The organism is Thiocystis violacea (assembly GCF_016583575.1).
Lineage (GTDB): Bacteria > Pseudomonadota > Gammaproteobacteria > Chromatiales > Chromatiaceae > Thiocystis > Thiocystis violacea.
In genome coordinates this window covers 84,194-101,574 of sequence record NZ_NRRG01000001.1, presented here as the reverse complement: position 1 = coordinate 101,574, position 17,381 = coordinate 84,194, and the positions used below count along the sequence as shown (strand labels likewise).

General features: G+C 67.8%; 7 protein-coding genes. 5 read left to right on the top strand and 2 right to left on the bottom strand.

Features of this window, described 5'->3' with window-relative positions:
* Positions 1–3,360 carry an EAL domain-containing protein gene (locus CKO27_RS00435; RefSeq protein WP_242470652.1) on the top strand — a complete coding sequence of 1,120 codons (3,360 nt, stop codon included), beginning with the start codon at positions 1–3 and terminating at the stop codon, positions 3,358–3,360.
* A gap of 256 nt (positions 3,361–3,616) precedes the next feature.
* On the opposite strand, the gene CKO27_RS24860 is transcribed toward CKO27_RS00435, so the two are convergent.
* Entirely contained in the window at positions 3,617–6,424 is a 2,808-nt protein-coding gene (locus CKO27_RS24860; RefSeq protein WP_276570108.1) for a Cache 3/Cache 2 fusion domain-containing protein, read from the bottom strand.
* Positions 6,425–6,812: 388 nt separating this feature from the next.
* Positions 6,813–7,214 (bottom strand): thiol-disulfide oxidoreductase DCC family protein, encoded by a 402-nt coding sequence (locus tag CKO27_RS00425; RefSeq protein ID WP_200372674.1) that lies wholly within the window; start codon positions 7,212–7,214, stop codon positions 6,813–6,815.
* Positions 7,215–7,330: 116 nt separating this feature from the next.
* Here CKO27_RS00425 and CKO27_RS00420 point away from each other — a divergent pair, with 116 nt between their 5' ends.
* The 4 genes from CKO27_RS00420 (at position 7,331) to recD (ending at position 17,283) form a co-directional block, all read left to right on the top strand.
* Entirely contained in the window at positions 7,331–7,693 is a 363-nt protein-coding gene (locus CKO27_RS00420; protein WP_200372672.1) for a VanZ family protein, read from the top strand.
* A 70-nt stretch (positions 7,694–7,763) separates the two neighbouring features.
* The gene (gene recC, locus CKO27_RS00415) at positions 7,764–11,306 is read left to right on the top strand and encodes an exodeoxyribonuclease V subunit gamma (protein ID WP_200372670.1); all 3,543 of its coding nucleotides are present in this window, start codon (positions 7,764–7,766) and stop codon (positions 11,304–11,306) included.
* Complete coding sequence (recB, locus tag CKO27_RS00410; protein WP_200372668.1) at positions 11,303–15,187, top strand: exodeoxyribonuclease V subunit beta; 3,885 nt, start codon at positions 11,303–11,305, stop codon at positions 15,185–15,187. Before recC ends, recB begins: the two co-directional genes overlap by 4 nt.
* On the top strand, positions 15,187–17,283 hold the full coding sequence (gene recD, locus CKO27_RS00405) for an exodeoxyribonuclease V subunit alpha (protein WP_200372666.1): 2,097 nt from the start codon (positions 15,187–15,189) through the stop codon (positions 17,281–17,283). The genes recB and recD overlap by 1 nt, the downstream gene beginning before the upstream one ends.
* The last annotated feature ends 98 nt before the right edge of the window (positions 17,284–17,381 follow it).

Below are 17,381 nucleotides of genomic sequence, written 5' to 3'. Positions count from 1 at the left end.
ATGACCCTCATATCCGAGCTGCGCTCCTTGGTGAGCAGGCTGGAGACCGCCGGCTGGAATCGCGTGATCGGCATGCAACTGATCCCTATCCTGCGGCGGATCCAGACAGAGGATGGAGCATCCGATCGGCTGGAGGTCGTCGGCCGCCTCGAAGCCTTGATCGGGATCCTGGAGGAATTCATTCAGGAAGCGCCTCCGGCGCGGCGGCTGACGCCTGTCCTGGGCTCCGCCGGCGTCTTGGCGGATCTTCTGGAGCTGGGACCGCGCGACGTACGAATCGAGCCGGCCGGCCTGTCGCCAGCTAACCTGGGCGCCGTGCTCGACCGGCACGCCAGCGTCTCGGTGGCCTCGCCAGATGGGGCCATCATCGCGGTCAATTCTAAATTCTGCGCACTCAGCGGTTATTCGCGCGACGAACTGATCGGGCGCAATCATCGCCTCCTCAAGTCCGCCCGCCAGCTGCCGGTCGTGGCCGAGGATCTGTGGCGAACGATCTCCAGCGGCGGTACCTGGCGGGGTGAGCTGGAGAACCGCCGCAAGGACGGTCGGCACTACTGGCTGCAAGCGACCCTTGCCCCGATCCTGGACGAGCAGGGTCGGGTCGCCGGTTATCTCTCGATCGGCACCGACATCACGGAGCAGAAACGGCGGCTGGCCGAGCAGCAGCGACACGCCCGCTTGCTCAACCTGCAACGCCAGACGTTCCAGCAATTCATCAGGTCGCAGGATCTCGCCGCGGTTTTCGCGAACCTTCTCGAGGGGCTGCTGAGCCTAACCGAGAGCACCTGCGGGTTCATCATGGAGGTCCGCGTCGACACCGAGGGCCTGTGCTCGCTCGAGCCCCGGGCGATCAGCGGAATGACCTGGGAAACCCAGTCGCGCCGGTGGCGCGAGGACGGCGCGCCGGCGGGCATGGAGCTTGGTCATCTCGACCGTGTGCTGGGCTCTATCCTTCGCACGGGCGAAGCGGCCATTGTCGTCGATCTGGCTGAGGGAACCGGGCCGGTGGACTTGGCCGAAGGACAGCCTCCGCGGCAGGCCTTCCTGGGCATGCCTATCCGGGACGGGGAAGCGGTTGTCGCGATCCTCGGCCTGGCTAATCGGTCCGAGGGCTACGGCCAGTCCGACGCCGATTTCCTCCAGACCCTGAGCACCACCTACTTGACCCTGATCGAGGCTGCGGCCAAGAAAGACGCCGAGCGATCCGCCATCGACGCATTCGAGCATGGGCACACCGAAGCGAACCAGACCGCCCAAATCCGCGCGGCACCGGGCGAAGGGGCCGTCGAGCCGGCGACGCCGCTCCCCGCGTCGGTCGGGGCGGAGCCCACGCCTCCAGGGCGTCGGCGGATTTTGGTAGCCGAAGACCACCTGCCAAACCAAGTCCTGCTGCGGATGCAGATCGAAGCGCTGGGGCACAGCGTCGATATCGCCGCCGACGGCGCGATCGCCCTGGCCAAGTGGAAGGCCGGAACGCATGATCTGCTGCTGGCGGACCTCAATATGCCCGACATGGATGGACAGGCGCTCACCCGCTCGATCCGCGCCGCCGAGCAGGAGCAGGGGGGGCATCTTCCGATCATTGCGATCACCAGCACGGAAGAGCCCGAGATCTTCGACGCCTGCCGCGCCGCCGGCATGGACGACATCTTGCCCAAGCCAATCGAGCTCGACGAGCTACGCCGCCGACTCGATCATTGGCTGTCCCATGCCGAGGAGGCCAACGCCCCCGGTCCGGCGCCAACCCGCAAAGCGCTCAGCGCGGAAGCGGTCTTGGACCGTGACTATGTCATGCGCATCCTCGGCGACATTGGCCAGCCTCAGCTGCGTCATCTCCTCGACCTCTTCACGGCGAGCGCGCGTGCTGAACTGCGCGGTTGTCGCAACAAGCGCCGGGCGATGGATGCCGGCCATTTGGCGCTGACGATGCACACGCTGAAGTCCTCGGCACGCATGGTGGGCGCGCTGCATTTCGCCGCGCTGGCCGAGCGTCTTGAGGGGGGCGTCGAAACGGGCCTGCCGGATGACATCGCCGCGCTGATCAGCGAGCTCGAGTATGCCGTCGACGACGTCGAGGCGGCCGCGTGTCGTCTGGAAATGACAGCGCCGCCGCGACCGGGGCCAGCCCATTCGACAGGGCTTCCCGCCGAGGCCCTGCCGGGGCGCGTGCTCGTGCTCGATGATGACGAGTTGGCGCGCCGTCAGACCAGCATGCTGCTCGATTCAATGGGCATCCGGGACGTTCTGATGATCGCCAACGGCGAGGAGGCCCTGGCGGAGATCGGCCGCTCCGGCGGCGAAACCGTCGATCTGCTGATCACCGATCTCAATATGCCCGGGATGGACGGCATCGAGCTGCTACGGGGATTGGCCGAGCGCGATTTCAGCGGCGATCTCATCATTTCCAGCGGAGTTGACCAGCAGGTTCTGGAGACCGTGGCCGAACTGGTGCGCGCCAAGGGATTGCCGCTGCGGGGCGTGATCGAAAAACCGATGACCCGCGAATCCCTCGCAAGACTGCTGACCCGCTCGCGCGAGCCGCCAGTCCAGAGGATCCCCGTCGCCACGCAGGAGCTGTCACCCAGTGACATCCTCGAAGGGATCCGCGAGGACGCCTTCAGCGTCTATTTCCAGCCCAAGGTAGACACGCGCACCTTGCGGGTGTGCGGCGTGGAGGCGCTCGCGCGCTGGTGGCGTGACAGCGTACCAGTGCGGCCCGATGTCTTCATCGGGACCGCCGAGCGTCATTGCCTGATCGCGCCTTTGTCCAGCCTGCTGCTCGCCAAGACGCTGCGAGACAGCGCCCGTTTGGTCACGGCCGGCTTTCCCATCAGCGTCGCCTTCAACCTCTCGCCCCAATGGCTGTCCGACATCAACTTGCCAGAGCGCATCCTCGAACTCGCTCAGAGCCATGGCTTCCCGCTGGATCGTCTGATCCTCGAGATCACCGAGACCAGTCTGCTCGCGGACCTGGATACCACGCTGGACGTCCTCACTCGCCTGCGGCTCAAGGGACTCAAGCTGTCCATCGACGACTTCGGGACCGGTTACGCCTCCATGGAGCAGCTCCAGCGTCTGCCCGTCAGCGAGCTGAAGATCGACCGGAGCTTCGTGCAAGGCGCCGCCGAGCGGCCAACCATGCGCGCCATCCTGGCCTCCAGTATCGACATGGCGCGCAAGCTGCGGTTGACCACCGTCGCGGAGGGCGTGGAGACCCAGGCCGATCTGGATCTGGTTCGTGGGCTCGGCTGCGATCTGGTCCAAGGCTGGCTGATCGCGCGGGCGATGCCGATCGACGAACTGCTGGTCTGGCTGCGGACGCGCTCGGAGCCCGCTCATGGCCGTCTTCCGGCTCGATAGCACCGCTCAAGGTCACCGCGAATCGCTGTCCCGGGTGCGACCAAAAGTGATGCGTGCATCATCGATTGGTGGACGCGGGACGCGGGACGGGGAGATGGGGGCGGTATCGACGCAATTTGCGTAGAGTCCGTCAAAAGGCGCAACGGCGGTTTCTGACCAGCGCACAAGGAGTGCACCGTTCAGAAACCCGAATTTCTTGGACGGACTCTCAGGTCTTTCTCTGCTCGCCTTTCACCCCGAGGCGCGGTCCCGACGCTCAGAACTCATCCCACTCATCCTCCGCATGGGAGCGCGAGGAAACCGATCCCAGCTTGGGGCGCGCCGTCTTGGCGCGGACTGATTGGGACGCGACGGGCAGGCGGGTCACCTTAGCCAGTCCCGAGGACCGGGTGGCGACCGGGCCGGCCAATCTGGGCGCCACCTGTCCATCCAGCTTGAACATGGATACCGCCTTGGTCAGCGTGCGCGCCTGATCCTCCAGGCTCTCGGCCGCGGCCGCGGCCTCCTCGACCAGCGCGGCGTTCTGCTGCGTGACCTCGTCCATCTGCACCACCGCCTGCGACACCTGCTCGATGCCGGTGCTCTGTTCCCGGCTGGCCTCGGCGATCTCGGTCACCAGCGTAGTGACCTTCTGGAAGGAGGCGACGATCTCGGTCATGGTCCCACCAGCCTCTTGCACCAGCTTGACCCCGCCGTCGACCTGTCGCACCGAGTCGACGATCAGCGACTTGATCTCCTTGGCGGCCTGGGCGCTGCGCTGGGCGAGATGGCGCACCTCGGCGGCGACCACCGCGAAGCCCTTGCCCTGCTCGCCGGCGCGAGCCGCCTCGACCGCGGCATTGAGGGCCAGGATGTTGGTCTGGAAGGCGATGCCGTCGATGACGCTGATGATGTCGGCGATCTTGCGGCTGGACTCCTGGATCGCGCCCATGGCGTCAACCGCGCCCTGAACGATCTCGCCGCCGTGGCTGGCCAGTTGGTTCGAGCCCTGCGTCAGTCGCTGGGCCTCCTGGGCGTTATGGGCATTTTGCTTGACCGTCGAACTCAGCTCCTCCATGGCGCTGGAGGTTTCTTCCAGACTGCTCGCCTGGGTCTCGGTACGGCTTGACAGATCGCCGTTGCCCACCGCGATCTCGGCGGCGGCCGTATTGATGGCGTCGGTGGATTCCTTGATGCTCAGGACCACCTCCTGGAGTCTGTCCACCGTCCGGTTGGTATCGTCCTTCAACTGGCCGAAGGTGCCCGCGTAGTCGGCCTCGATGCGCTGGGTCAGATCGCCCTTGGCGATGGCCTCCAGCACGCGGCCGACGTCCGCCAGCCCGGCGGCCAGGATGTCGACCAGCCGATTCATGCCGTCGGCCAGATCGCGGAAGAAGCCCGCCTTGCCATCCAGGCTCAGACGGTGCGTGAAATCGCCCCTGACCGCGGCCTCCAGCAAGGAGGCCAGTTCCTGCTCGGTCTCGACCTCGCTGGTGCGGTCGGTCCATTCCACCACCGAGCCGAGACGCTCGCCCCGGTCATCGATGACCGGGTTGGTCACCAACCGGAAGACGCGCCCGCCGAGCTTGACCTCGGAGGCGTGGCTGCTCCCAAGCGTCGACAGCATGGCCCTCTGCTCGGCCGGATTCCTGTGCAAGTCCTCGACGCGGCTTCCCAGCAACGCCTCCGCGCGGAAGTTGGGCAGATCCCGGCGCAAGTCGGCCTCGACCGCGCGCATCATCTGGCTCATCGCCTCGTTCAGATAGATGACGATGCCGTCCTTGTCGGACACGACCATGTTGGTCGACGCCTTGTCGAGCGCCCGCTTGATGCGCAGCGTTTCGGCCGCGACCCGCGCCTCGGCCTGGGTACGCTCGTCGAGGTTGCGCTGCATCTGGTCGAGCGAGCGAAAGAGGACACCGATCTCGTCGGCGCGATCCGCGGCGATCCGGTTGTCGTACCGGCCCGAGCCGATGCGCTCGAAGATCCGCGTGGCCTCGGTCAGCGGCCGGCCGACCAGCCGGCGGGTGAGCAGGAAGAGGACCAGCCCCAGAACCAGGATCATGACCAGCGTGACGGCGAAGGTGAGGTCGCGCATCAGGACGCTGTCGCGGCTCAACTCGTCATCGTAGGCACCGCCGGCGATGACCCAGTCCCATTCTGGGAAGTAGTCGAAGGCGACTATTTTCATGCGCGGCCGGGTCTCTCCGCTCTCCCGGTTGACCCAGGGATAATGGATGTCGCCCTGTCGCTTCTCCAGTATCTCCCTGATGAAGGCGTTGCCATCCGCGTCCATCGACTCCAGGACGTTGCCGCCCTCCTGGAGGGGATGCGCCATGAGTCGGCCGAAATTCTTGCCGGGCTTGGCGTCCAAGGCATAGAAGTAGCCCGTATCCCCAACCTTGAGAGAGGTGATCTCGCCCTTGATGCGCACGATGTTCGCGCTGACATCCAGCCCGACGAACAAGGCGCCGATGACTTGTCCGCCGGCATCCAGCAGTGGACGGTAGGAGGTCATGAAATCCCGACCAAACAGAACGGCCAGCCCGGCATAACCCTCGCCGGCCAACAGCCTGGGTAGCGCGGGATGATCAAGCGCCAGCGGTGTTCCGAGCGCCGTTTCCCCACGCTCGTTCTTGAGCGTGGTGGCGATCCGCGTGAATCCTTCTCCCTGGCGCACGAAGACGGTGGCCGCCGCGCTCGTCGTGGCGGTGAATCGCTCCAGGACCGAGGTGTCGAGGTTGAGCCGTCTATCCCCGCTGTAGAGTGCCGGCGTGGATTGATCGCGCGCCCGCACCATCTCCTCGGCCCGCCGTGAAAAGCGCGGGTCGAATTGCGAGACCAGATTCGCCATCAAACGACCCGACTCCTCGCCCAGGCTCGCGTCGAAACTCTTCAGCATGGATTTGACCAAGGCGATTTGCTGATGGATCTGGGTAATGACCTTGCGTTCCATCAGTTCCTTGTTGAACTGCGAGAGTCCGATCGCGAAGGCACCGAGCATGACGGCGATGACCACCACCGAGGCCAACGTCATGGAGAAGGCGACGGATCTTGTCGCGGCGAGCCTGGCGGGCCTGTTCATAAGCACTCCCCTCACTTGCTGATCTGATTTTTTAGTCCGCGAAACCATGCACGAGGAACACGATTTGGGGGAGTAATCGAGCCCGGTTACGAACCATAGGCACTTGTCCATGGCATATTAGGGATGCAAAACCAAGAAAAGCGTTAACCAGCCCGCATTTTCGAAGGATTTGGCTGGTCACTCGACAGGACTTCGGACGGACGGTCTCTAAAGCGTGCCCACGCCATTCGGGATGTCGGACGAGGCGCGAAAGGCCCGAGCGGATCCGACCTCCCGGCCAGGCTGGGGCCGCCGATCCTGCCCGCCATGGGGCTCGTCTTCGGCCATGCCAGCGCCCCGGCATTATCACGAGTTCAGGCTCCGACCAGCGGCTACGCAAGCGCCCCGACTAGCGGACACGGCAGGCTCCATCCGCGCAACGCTCGGCGAGGCGTTTGCGCGCGAACCAGACGTAGCCGCGCTCCATCAGTGGCTCGACGCCCGTGAGCCGGACCGTCCGGGCCAGGTGCCGCCATCCCGGCAGGGCCGTCCAGAGCCGGACGAAGGCCGCCGCGCCCGTCCGTATCTCATCCCCATCGATGACGTGAAAGCGCGCCATGGCCGCCTCGCGGCTGAGTCCGAAACGCTCGGGCGCCTGGCGGTCCGCGTCGATGTCGATCCAGTCGATGGGGCGTCGCGGGCGCGATCGCCGATAGAGTCCGATCTCGCGTCGGCACAGTGGGCAGCCGCCGTCGTAGAGCACCTGTAGCGGCGCTGTTTGGGCGATGCCGGATCTCCTGTCGGCCTGCATTGGGCGTTCTCCACTGGATTGGCGTTCGGATGGCTGATCGGCCAAAATCGTGGCACCGGCGCGGCATTGCAATCGATGCCCGGCCCCTCTTTTTCTCGTCAGGACGACCCTGCCCCATGCCCAGTGCCACCGTTCGACTCAGTTACAGGATCGCGCTCGCGTTCTGCGTGCTGGCCGTCGCCTATCTCGCCTTCGCCCCGCTCACGGAGCCGGTCGGCTTTTCCTACGACAAATTCAATCACCTGTTCGCCTTCGCGGTCATGGCCTGGCTGGCGGACGGGGGCTGGCCGGGGCCACGACAGGCATGGGCGCGGTGGGGGATGCTCCTGGGCTATGGACTGCTGATCGAGCTGGTGCAACGGGAGCTGCCGTTTCGGCAGTTCTCCTGGCTGGATGTCATGGCCGACGCGGCGGGCATCGCGGTTTATGTCGCCGCCAAGGCCCTGATCTTCGGTAGACGGTGGCTCCCGAGGCTCTGAAAACCGGGAACTGAAGACCCTGCCACCTCGGCCAGGGACATCACGGCGAAGCAGGCAACGGGAGATCGTCATGGACCATTCCGAGATCGAGAAAGGGGCCGACTGGCCGAGCGGATTCATGCTGATCCAGGGCAATCGGCTGGAGGATCTGCGCGGACTCATGGTCGCCTGGATGCGCCGTTATCCCCTGGCGCCGCTGGAGGACGAGGAGATCCTGGTGCAGAGCAACGGGATCGCCCAGTGGCTGAAGCTGGCCCTGGCGGCCAATCCGGAGGCGGATCCGGGCGGCGGTTGCGGAATCGCCGCCGCGCTGCGGGTCAGTCTGCCGGGGCGCTTCATCTGGCGGGTTTATCGCGATGTTCTCGGGGATCTGCCGGACAGCTCGCCCTTCGACAAGGCTCCCTTGACCTGGCGGCTTTATCGCCTGCTCGGTCGGGCCATGGATCCCGCCCCGGCGGCTGAAAGCGACGAGGGCCTGGCCTGGCGCGAGGCCCTGGACCCCCTGCGGGGCTTCCTCGCGGGCGAGGACGCGCAGCGCCGTCGCTTTCAACTGGCCGAGCGGCTGGCCGATCTCTTCGATCAGTATCAGGTCTACCGGGCCGATTGGCTGGACGCCTGGCGGCTGGGCGAGGACGTCCTCATCCGTCCGAACGACCAGCGCGAGCCGCTGCCCGCCGCCCAAGCCTGGCAACCGCTGCTCTGGCGCGCGCTCATGGAGGACGTCGCGGCCGAGGCCGGTCCCGAGGAGGCGCCGCTCGCCCGCGCCAGTCGCGCCGACATCCACCGCGCCTTCCTGAGCCAGATCGGCGGACTCGACGCGGACGCCGAGTTTCCCCGGCGCGTCATCGTCTTCGGCATCTCCTCCCTGCCGCGCCAGATGCTGGAGGTGCTGGAGGCCATCGCCGGGCGCGCGCAGGTGATGCTCTTCGTGCTCAATCCCAGCCAGCACTATTGGGGCGATATCGTCGAGGGACGCGAGCTGTTCCGCAGCGCGTATCGCCGTAATCCGGACCGCAAGGTGCCGGAGGATCTGGACGAGACCGCGCTGCATCTGCACGGTCATCCGCTGCTGGCGGCCTGGGGCAAACAGGGCCGGGACTACATCCGGCTGCTCGACGAGCACGATGAGCGCGAGCGCTACGAGGGGCATTTCCAGTCGCAGAGCCTCGCGATCGACCTCTTCGATTCCCCCGGCGACACGACCCTGCTGCAACAGTTGCAGGACGACATCCTGGAGCTGCGCCCGCTGCCCGAGCGCCAGGCGCTCCAGTCGCTCATCGACCCCAGCCGCGACCGCAGTCTGGAGTTCATCGTCGCCCACGGTCCGCAGCGCGAGATCGAGATCCTGCACGACCAGTTGCTCGACGCCTTCGCGCAATCGGCCGAGGCCGGTACACCGCTCCAGCCGCGCGAGGTGCTGGTGATGGTGCCGGACATCGATGTCTACGCCCCGCACATCCAGGCGGTATTCGGCCGGCTGGATCCGCGCGACCCGCGACACATCCCCTTCAATATCTCCGACCAGGGTCAGCGGCACCGAAACCCGCTCCTGATCGGACTGGAGACCCTGCTCGGCCTGCCCGGCTCGCGCTTCGCGGTCAGCGAGCTGCTGGATCTGCTCGATATCCCGGCCCTGCGCGCGCGCTTCGACATCGAGGAGTCCGACCTGCCCCGGCTGCGGCTCTGGATCGCCGGAGCGAACGTGCGCTGGGGGCTGGACGCCGCGCAGCGCGAGAGCCTGGGGCTGCCGGCCGGGCTGGAGCAAAACACCTGGCGCTTTGGGCTGCGACGCATGCTGCTCGGCTTCGCCAGCGGCGGCGAGGGGGCCTGGCGGGGCGTCGAACCTTACGACGAGATCGGCGGGCTGGAGGCTGCCCTGGTCGGTCCGCTGGCGCGGCTGCTCGACACCCTGGAGCGCTACTGGCTGGCCCTGCGGGAACCACGCACACCCGCCGACTGGTCCAGCCTGATCGCGGAACTGCTCGACGATGCCTTCGTCGAGGTCACCGAGTCGGACGGGCAGGCACTCGCCCAGGTGCTCCAGGCGCTGGAGCAATGGGAGGCCGATTGCCGTCAGGGCGGGCTTGGCGCGGAGGCGCTGCCGCTCGATATCCTGCGCGAATCGCTCCTGTCACGGCTCGATCAACCGAGTCTGACCCAACGATTCCTGGCCGGCTCGGTCAACTTCGCCACCCTGATGCCGATGCGGGCCATCCCCTTCCGCCAGATCTGGCTGCTGGGGATGAACGACGGCGACTATCCGCGCCGCCGCGTGCCGGCCGACTTCGACCTCATGGCCGGCGACTACCGACCCGGCGACCGCTCGCGCCGCGAGGATGACCGCTATCTCTTCCTGGAGGCGCTGCTCTCGGCGCGCGAGAAGCTGGCGATCTCCTGGGTCGGACGCGGCATCCGCGACAACAGCCCGCGCCCGCCCTCGGTGCTGGTGGGGCAGTTGCGCGATCACATCGCGGCGGGGTGGGGGTTGGCGGGGGCGTCGGATGCGAAGCTGCTCGATGCACTGACCACGGAGCACCCGCTCCAGCCCTTCGGCCGTGCCTATTTCGAGCCTGGCCGCCGGGCGCGGCTGTTCACCTACGCGGCCGAGTGGCGGGCGGTCCACGATGGCGAGGCGGTCAGGACGGAGTCGCCGCCGGTGCTGGAGAGCTTCGCGCCGGATGGGCCGATCCGCCTGGATGATCTCGGCGGCTTTCTGCGTCATCCGGTCCGGACCTTCTATACCCGGCGACTGGGGCTCTTCCTCACGCCGGACGAGGAGACCGAGGAGGACGAGGAGACCTTCGGCTTCGACGGTCTTCAGACCTGGGCGATGCAGAATGCGCTGATTCGCGGGGTCGAAACCGCCCTGCGGCTCGACCCGGCGGGGATCGAGCCGGAACCTCTGCTCCTGGACGGGAGCGATCGGCTGGGGCGCGCCGGCGATCTGCCCATGCCGCCCTTCGATCTGACCTGGCGGGGGTCGCTGGTCGCCAATCTCAAGGAACCGCTGGAGCGCTATCGGGCGGTCTTGCTGGCCCATCCCATCCCCTGCCCGCCGTTCAAGGTTCAGATGGAGATCGAGGGACTGCTGCTGGAGGATGGGCTCAGCGATCTGCGAGAAGACGCCGAGGGCCAGCGCATCCGCCTGCGCTTGCAGGCCAGCCGCCTGTCCGAGGGCGAGGATCTCAAGTGGCACAATCTGGTCCGCCACTGGCCGGGCCATCTGGCCGCGCAGCTCGGCGGGCCGATCGTCACCCATCTCCTGGGTCCGGATACGGACTTCGAGCTGGCGCCGCTGGAGGCCGGGGTCGCGCGGGATCTCCTGCTCCAGCTCATGGCGGGGTATCGCGAGGGTTTGAGCGCGCTCTCGCCGCTGGCCTGCAAGACCGCCTTCGCGACGCTGCGGCTGGAGGCGGGCGGGAAGGGCAACCCGACGGGTGCCTACGAGGGCGGTTTCGAGCGCGCGGGCGAACGCGACGAGCATCCCGGCTATCCGCGTTTCTGGCCGAGCCATGAGGCACTGAGCGCGGATCCGCGATTCGCGTCCCTGCTCGACCGGCTTTATCGACCCCTGTTCCGACAGGTCCGCGACCAGATGGAGGGGGCGGCATGAGTCAGACACTGGATCCGCTGCGCTTCCCCCTCTCGGGCAGCCGGCTCATCGAGGCCAGCGCCGGCACCGGCAAGACCTTCACCCTGGCCCTGCTCTATGTCCGGCTGGTGCTGGGTCATGGCGGCGCGGGGGTCGCCTTCGCGCGCCCGCTGATGCCGCCCCAGATCCTGGTGGTGACCTTCACCGACGCGGCTACCCAGGAGCTGCGCGACCGCATCCGCCAGCGTCTGGTCGAGGCCGCCGGCTATTTCCAGGCCGATCCCGCCAGCGTCGCTGACCGCGCGCCGGGCCAGGATCCGCTGCATGACCTGCGCGCGGACTATCCGGCCGATCAATGGCCCGGCTGCGCGCATCGGCTGCGTCTGGCCGCCGACTGGATGGACGAGGCGGTCATCGCGACCATCCATGGCTGGTGCAACCGCATGCTCCAGGAGCACGCCTTCGATACCAGGGGGCTCTTCGACCGCGCGCTGGCGGCGGACCAGTCGGATCTGGTCGCCGAGGTGACGCGCGACTACTGGCGTCTGCACTTCTATCCGCTCGGGCCGGAGCTGGCGGCGGGGGTGCTGGATGTCGTCGCCTCGCCGGCCGACCTGCAAGCGAAGCTCGGCGACTGGCTCAAGCGGCGCGATCTGGGGCTGTCCTACAAGGGCGAGCCGCTGCTCCAGGACGCGCTGGACGCGCCGTTGCGGCGACATTGCGCCTGGCTGGCGGCGAAAGAGGCCGCCGAGGACGCGGCGAGCGCGATCGACCGGGAGTCGGCGCGGCTGGAGTCCCTGGCCCGTGATTGCTGGCGGGCGGACCGGGCGGCGCTGGAGACCTATCTGCGGGGCTTGCGTCCGCACCTCATGGGCGGCTCCTACGAGAGTACCCGCGAGGAGACATTCGATCGGCTGCTGGAGTCGCTGGCGCGCTGGTCCGAGGGCGAACCGGCCCCGTCCAAGCTGAGGAACTTCGCCCAGGGCGCCTTCAAATTCAAGAAGGCCGCGCCGGTCCAGACCGAGATGGCGCATCCCGCCTTCCAGGCGCTCGCGGTCTGGCAGGCGGCGAGCGGCGAGCGGCCATCCGCGCCCGAGGCCCCCGAGCCGGCGTTCGCCGCCGTGCTTCTGGCCCACGCGGCGAACTGGATCGGGGCCGAGATCGAACGCCGTCTGGCACAACGCGCCGAGATGGGCTTCGACGATCTGCTGCGCCAACTGGAGGCCGCGCTCGCGCCAGAGGCGGGCGACCCGGCGGCCCGTCTCGCCGCGACCATCCGGCGTCAGTTTCCGGTCGCCATGATCGACGAGTTCCAGGACACGGATCCCATCCAGTACCGTATCTTCGATCGCATCTACGAGGTTCGGGCCTCGCGCGAGGACTGCGGGCTGGTGATGATCGGCGACCCCAAGCAGGCCATCTACAGCTTTCGCGGCGCGGACATCCACGCCTATCTCGACGCCCGCGCGGCCACCCTCGGACGCCATTACAGCCTCGGTCGGAATTACCGCTCGACCGAGGCCGTCGTGACCATCTGCAACCAGCTCTTCGAGCAGGCCGAGCAGTACCCGCGCGGCGCCTTTCGTTTCAAGAACGGCGACGACAATCCCATCCCCTTTCTGCCGGTCAAGGCCAAGGGACGCCCGGAGCAACTCATCCTGGACGGACGCGAGGCGAGCGCCGTTACCCTCTGGACGCTGGATCAGGGTGAGGAGCCGGTCGCGGCCACGGCCTATCGCGCGCGCATGGCGGAGTCCGCCGCCACCCAGATCGCGCGCTGGCTGGAGCAGGCGGGCGAGGACCGCGCGGGATTCCGGGAGGCCGGAACCTGGCGACCACTGCGACCCAAGGACATCGCCGTCCTGGTACGCAGCGGCACCGAGGCGACCGCGATCCGCGACGCCCTGACCGCGCGACGGGTTCCCAGCGTCTATCTCTCCGACCGCGAGTCCGTCTTCAAGACCCAGGAGGCCGGCGACCTGCTGCACTGGCTGCGCGCCTGCGCCGCGCCCACCGACGAGTCGCTGGCGCGCGCGGCGCTCGGCACCAACACCCTGGCCATCCCGCTGGAAGGACTCGCGACCCTGCTGAACGACGAACTGGCCTGGGAGATCCAGGTGGAGCGTTTTCGCGATTACCGGCTCATCTGGCAACGCCAGGGCGTGCTGGCGATGCTGCGGCGGCTGATGCGCGACGCCGACCTGCCGGTGCGTCTCCTGGGCCGCGACCATGGCGAGCGGATCCTCACCAACCTGCTGCATCTGGCCGAGTGGCTCCAACAGTCCGCGACCGCCATCGATGGCGAGCAGGCCCTGATTCGTCACCTGTCCGAACACATCGGCGAGTCCGGCGACGAGTTCATCCTGCGGCTGGAGAGCGACGCCGAGCTGGTGCAGGTCATCACCATCCACAAATCCAAGGGGCTTGAGTACCCGCTGGTGCTGTTGCCCTTCATCAGCGGCTGGCGCGAGGTGGATGGACACACCCGGCAGGTGCCCTATCGCTGCGAGCAGGGCCGGTTCCTGGAGATCGCCGGCAAGAAGGGATTCGACACCGCCTGGCACGCCGCCGACGACGCGCGGCTCGGCGAGGACATGCGGCTGCTCTATGTCGCCCTGACCCGGGCGCGCCACGGACTCTGGCTCGGCATCGCGCCGCTCAAGCAGGGCAACGCCAAGAAGGTTCAGTTGGAGAAGTCCGCCATCGGCCATCTGCTCAATGGCGGCGAGCCATTCGACGGGCCGGCCGCTGTCCGGGAGGCGCTTGTGCGTCTCCAGGCGCAGGCCCCGGCGATCCGCGTCGAGGCCGCGCCGACCCCGGACGATCGCCCCTTGCCAGCCCAGCGGACCGCGGCCCTGGATTCCGCGCGGACTGCCCCCGCGCTCCGCTTCCCGCCCTGGTGGATCACCAGCTACTCGGCCCTCAGCAAGGCCGCGATGCCCCTGACCGCGCTGGACGAGGAGGTCGGGGAGCCGCCACCGATGCCTTCGGACTCGGCGGAGACCGCCAGCCAGGAAACGGCCCAGGAGGAAACCGCGCTCACGCCGGCCGGAGCGACGGCCCCCGAGTCCACGCGCACGATCCGTGACCGGCGTCTGCATGGCTTTCCCAGGGGCAGCCGTTACGGCACCTTTCTGCATGGGATCCTGGAATGGGCGGCGGTCCAGCGCGCGACGGATCCGCGCGGTCAGACGCGCCAGGGCTTCGCCGCCACGGCGCAGTCGCGCGGGCTCAGGCGCGAGATGCTGGGCCAGCGCTGCAATCTGCGCCGCCTGACCGAGTGGATCGATCCGCTCGACGACTGGCTGGCGGATCTGCTGACGCGCGACTGGCGGCTCGGCGGATTGCCGGAATCGGACGGCGGCATCCCAAGCCTCAAGCTGACCGATCTGGAGCCGCGCCGATTCCAGGTCGAGATGGAATTCTGGCTGGAGGGTCGCGGCGTCGACCTGGAGACCCTGGACCGGCTGGTGCGTCATCATGCCCTCGCGGGCCATGCGCGCCCGGCTCTCGGAGGACGCCGGATCGACGGCATGCTCAAGGGCTTCATCGACCTGGTGTTCGAGCACGCCGGGCGCTATTACGTGGTGGACTGGAAATCCAACTGGCTCGGGGCGGACGACGCGGCCTACGGTCCGGAGGCGATGCGCGAGGCGGTGCTGCACGCGCGCTACGACCTGCAATACGTGCTCTATCTCCTCGCCCTGCACCGTCAGCTCAAGGCGCGCCTGCCCGGCTACGACTATGAGGCGCATGTCGGTGGGGCCATCTATGTCTTTCTGCGCGGCGGTTACGCCGACAGCCAGGGGCTCTTCATGGACAAACCGCCACGGATCCTGATCGAGACGCTGGATCGGCTCTTCGCGGGCGACGCCCCGACCGTCGGGGAGGCAGGGGCCTGATGGACAGCGAGGTCACCAAGCTTTTCGAGCGGCTGAATCGCTGGGTCGAAGCCGGCGCCCTGCGCGCCCTGGATCTGGCCCTCGCCCGCTTCATACGCGACCAGGGACCGGAAAACGACCCGGCGGTACTGCTCGCCGTCGCCCTGACCAGCGAGCGCAACGGGCACGGCCATGTCTGTCTCGATCTTCAGGGCGCACTGGCGCATCCGGACCGGCTGCTGACGCGCTGGAGCGAGGAGACCGCGTCCGGCGCCGGCTCCGAGTTGATGGAGGCGTTGTCCGGATTGAGCCTGGCCGATTGGGTCGGGCGCTTGGCGCGCAGCCCGGCGGTGAGCGACCGGCGCGGCGATCTCGCGGCGGTCACTCTTCATCGGGAGGCGTCGACGGGCGATGCGGCGCCGCTGGTTCTGGGAGGCACGTCCGAACGCCCCCTGCTCTATCTTCGCCGTTACTGGCGCTATGAGACACGCATCCGCGAGGGCATCCAGGTGCGTCTGCGCCAGCCGGTCGCGCTGCCCGAGGCGGCGATGCGCGACCTGCTGCGCCTGCTCTTCGACGAGGAGACCGCCGGCGCGGATCCCTGGCAGAAGATCGCCTGCGCGCTGGCGGCGCGCAGCGCCTTCGCCATCATCACCGGCGGACCGGGCACCGGCAAGACCACCACCGTGGTGCGTCTGCTCGCCCTGCTGCAAGGCTTGTCGATGGGGCAGGGCGGACCGGCCCTGCGCATCCGGCTGGCCGCGCCGACCGGCAAGGCGGCGGCGCGTCTGAACGAATCCATCGCCGGCCGGGTCGCCAGTCTGCCCTTCGAGCGGCTCCCGGAAGGCGAGCGGATGCGCCCGGAGATCCCGACCGAGGCCAGCACCCTGCACCGTCTGCTCGGCCCCATCCCGGACAGCCGCCATTTCCGTCACCACGCCGGCAACCCGCTGCCGGCCGATATCCTGGTGGTGGACGAGGCGTCGATGGTGGACGTGGAGATGATGGCCGCCCTGCTCGATGCCCTGCGGCCGGACGCGCGGCTGATCCTGCTCGGCGACAAGGACCAGTTGGCCTCGGTCGAGGCCGGCGCGGTGCTGGGCGATCTCTGTCAGCGCGCGCGCGCGGCCCACTACAGCGCCGAGACCGGCGACTGGCTGCGACGGGTGACCGGCGCGCGCATCGACGCGGACTATCTGGATCCGCACGGCCGCCCGCTCGATCAGGCCATCGCCATGCTGCGTCACAGCTATCGCTTCAAGGCCGAGGGCGGCATCGGGGCGCTCGCCGAGCTGGTCAACGAGGGGGTGCTGGACGGGCAAGGGGAGATGGATCGGTTCGGGGCCATGCTGAAGCTGTTCGAGCGCAAGACCCGCAAGGCGGATCGCTCGCTCGGGGTCATCCGCAAGATCCAGTTGCGTGGCGAGCGGGATCCGGCGCTCGATCGCCTGGTGCTGGAGGGCTATTCCGGCTATCTGGAACGGATGCGTGACGACTACCCCGGAGACCTGGCCGAGCCCGCCGCGCTCGACGCCTGGGCGCGCGCGGTGATCCAGGCCCAGGGCGGCTTCCAGTTATTGACCCCGCTGCGTCGGGGGGCTTGGGGCGTCGAGGGGCTGAACCGGCGGATCCTTGAGGTTCTGAGTCGTGGCCCATCGGCACCGCTTGGAGCGGTTGGCGAGCGCCATTGGTTCCCCGGCCGCCCGGTCCTGGTCACCCGCAACGACCAGGCCCTGAAGTTGATGAACGGCGACATCGGCATTACCCTGGCGCTGCCGGTAAGACGCGCCGATGGGTGTGTCGAGCGTCTGCTACGGGTCGCTTTTCCGGCCGGAGACGGCGCGGACTCGATTCGCTGGATCCTGCCCAGCCGTCTGCCAGCGGTGGAGACCGTCTTCGCCATGACGGTGCACAAATCGCAAGGCTCGGAGTTCACCCACACCGCCCTGATCCTGCCGGACGCGCGCAATCCGGTGCTGACCCGCGAGCTGATCTACACCGGCATCACCAGATCCAAGGAGGTCTTCAGCCTGCTTTTCAGTCGGGAAGAGGTCGTGCGCGAGGCACTGGATCAGCGGGTCGAGCGCATCAGCGGACTCTCGATCGGTTCAATCTAGAGGGGCCAGACCCACGCCATGGCGGTCATGTCGAAGAGGGAGGATCGCGTGCATCATTTCTGTCGCGTCCCGTGGGAAGATGCGGATTCCACCAACCA

Coding starts and splice junctions, on each gene's coding strand:
- recC (WP_200372670.1), top strand. CDS start 7,764: ATGGACCATTCCGAGATCGAGAAAGGGGCCGACTGGCCGAGCGGATTC.
- CKO27_RS00435 (WP_242470652.1), top strand. CDS start 1: ATGACCCTCATATCCGAGCTGCGCTCCTTGGTGAGCAGGCTGGAGACC.
- CKO27_RS00425 (WP_200372674.1), bottom strand. CDS start 7,214: ATGCAGGCCGACAGGAGATCCGGCATCGCCCAAACAGCGCCGCTACAG.
- CKO27_RS00420 (WP_200372672.1), top strand. CDS start 7,331: ATGCCCAGTGCCACCGTTCGACTCAGTTACAGGATCGCGCTCGCGTTC.
- recD (WP_200372666.1), top strand. CDS start 15,187: ATGGACAGCGAGGTCACCAAGCTTTTCGAGCGGCTGAATCGCTGGGTC.
- recB (WP_200372668.1), top strand. CDS start 11,303: ATGAGTCAGACACTGGATCCGCTGCGCTTCCCCCTCTCGGGCAGCCGG.
- CKO27_RS24860 (WP_276570108.1), bottom strand. CDS start 6,424: ATGAACAGGCCCGCCAGGCTCGCCGCGACAAGATCCGTCGCCTTCTCC.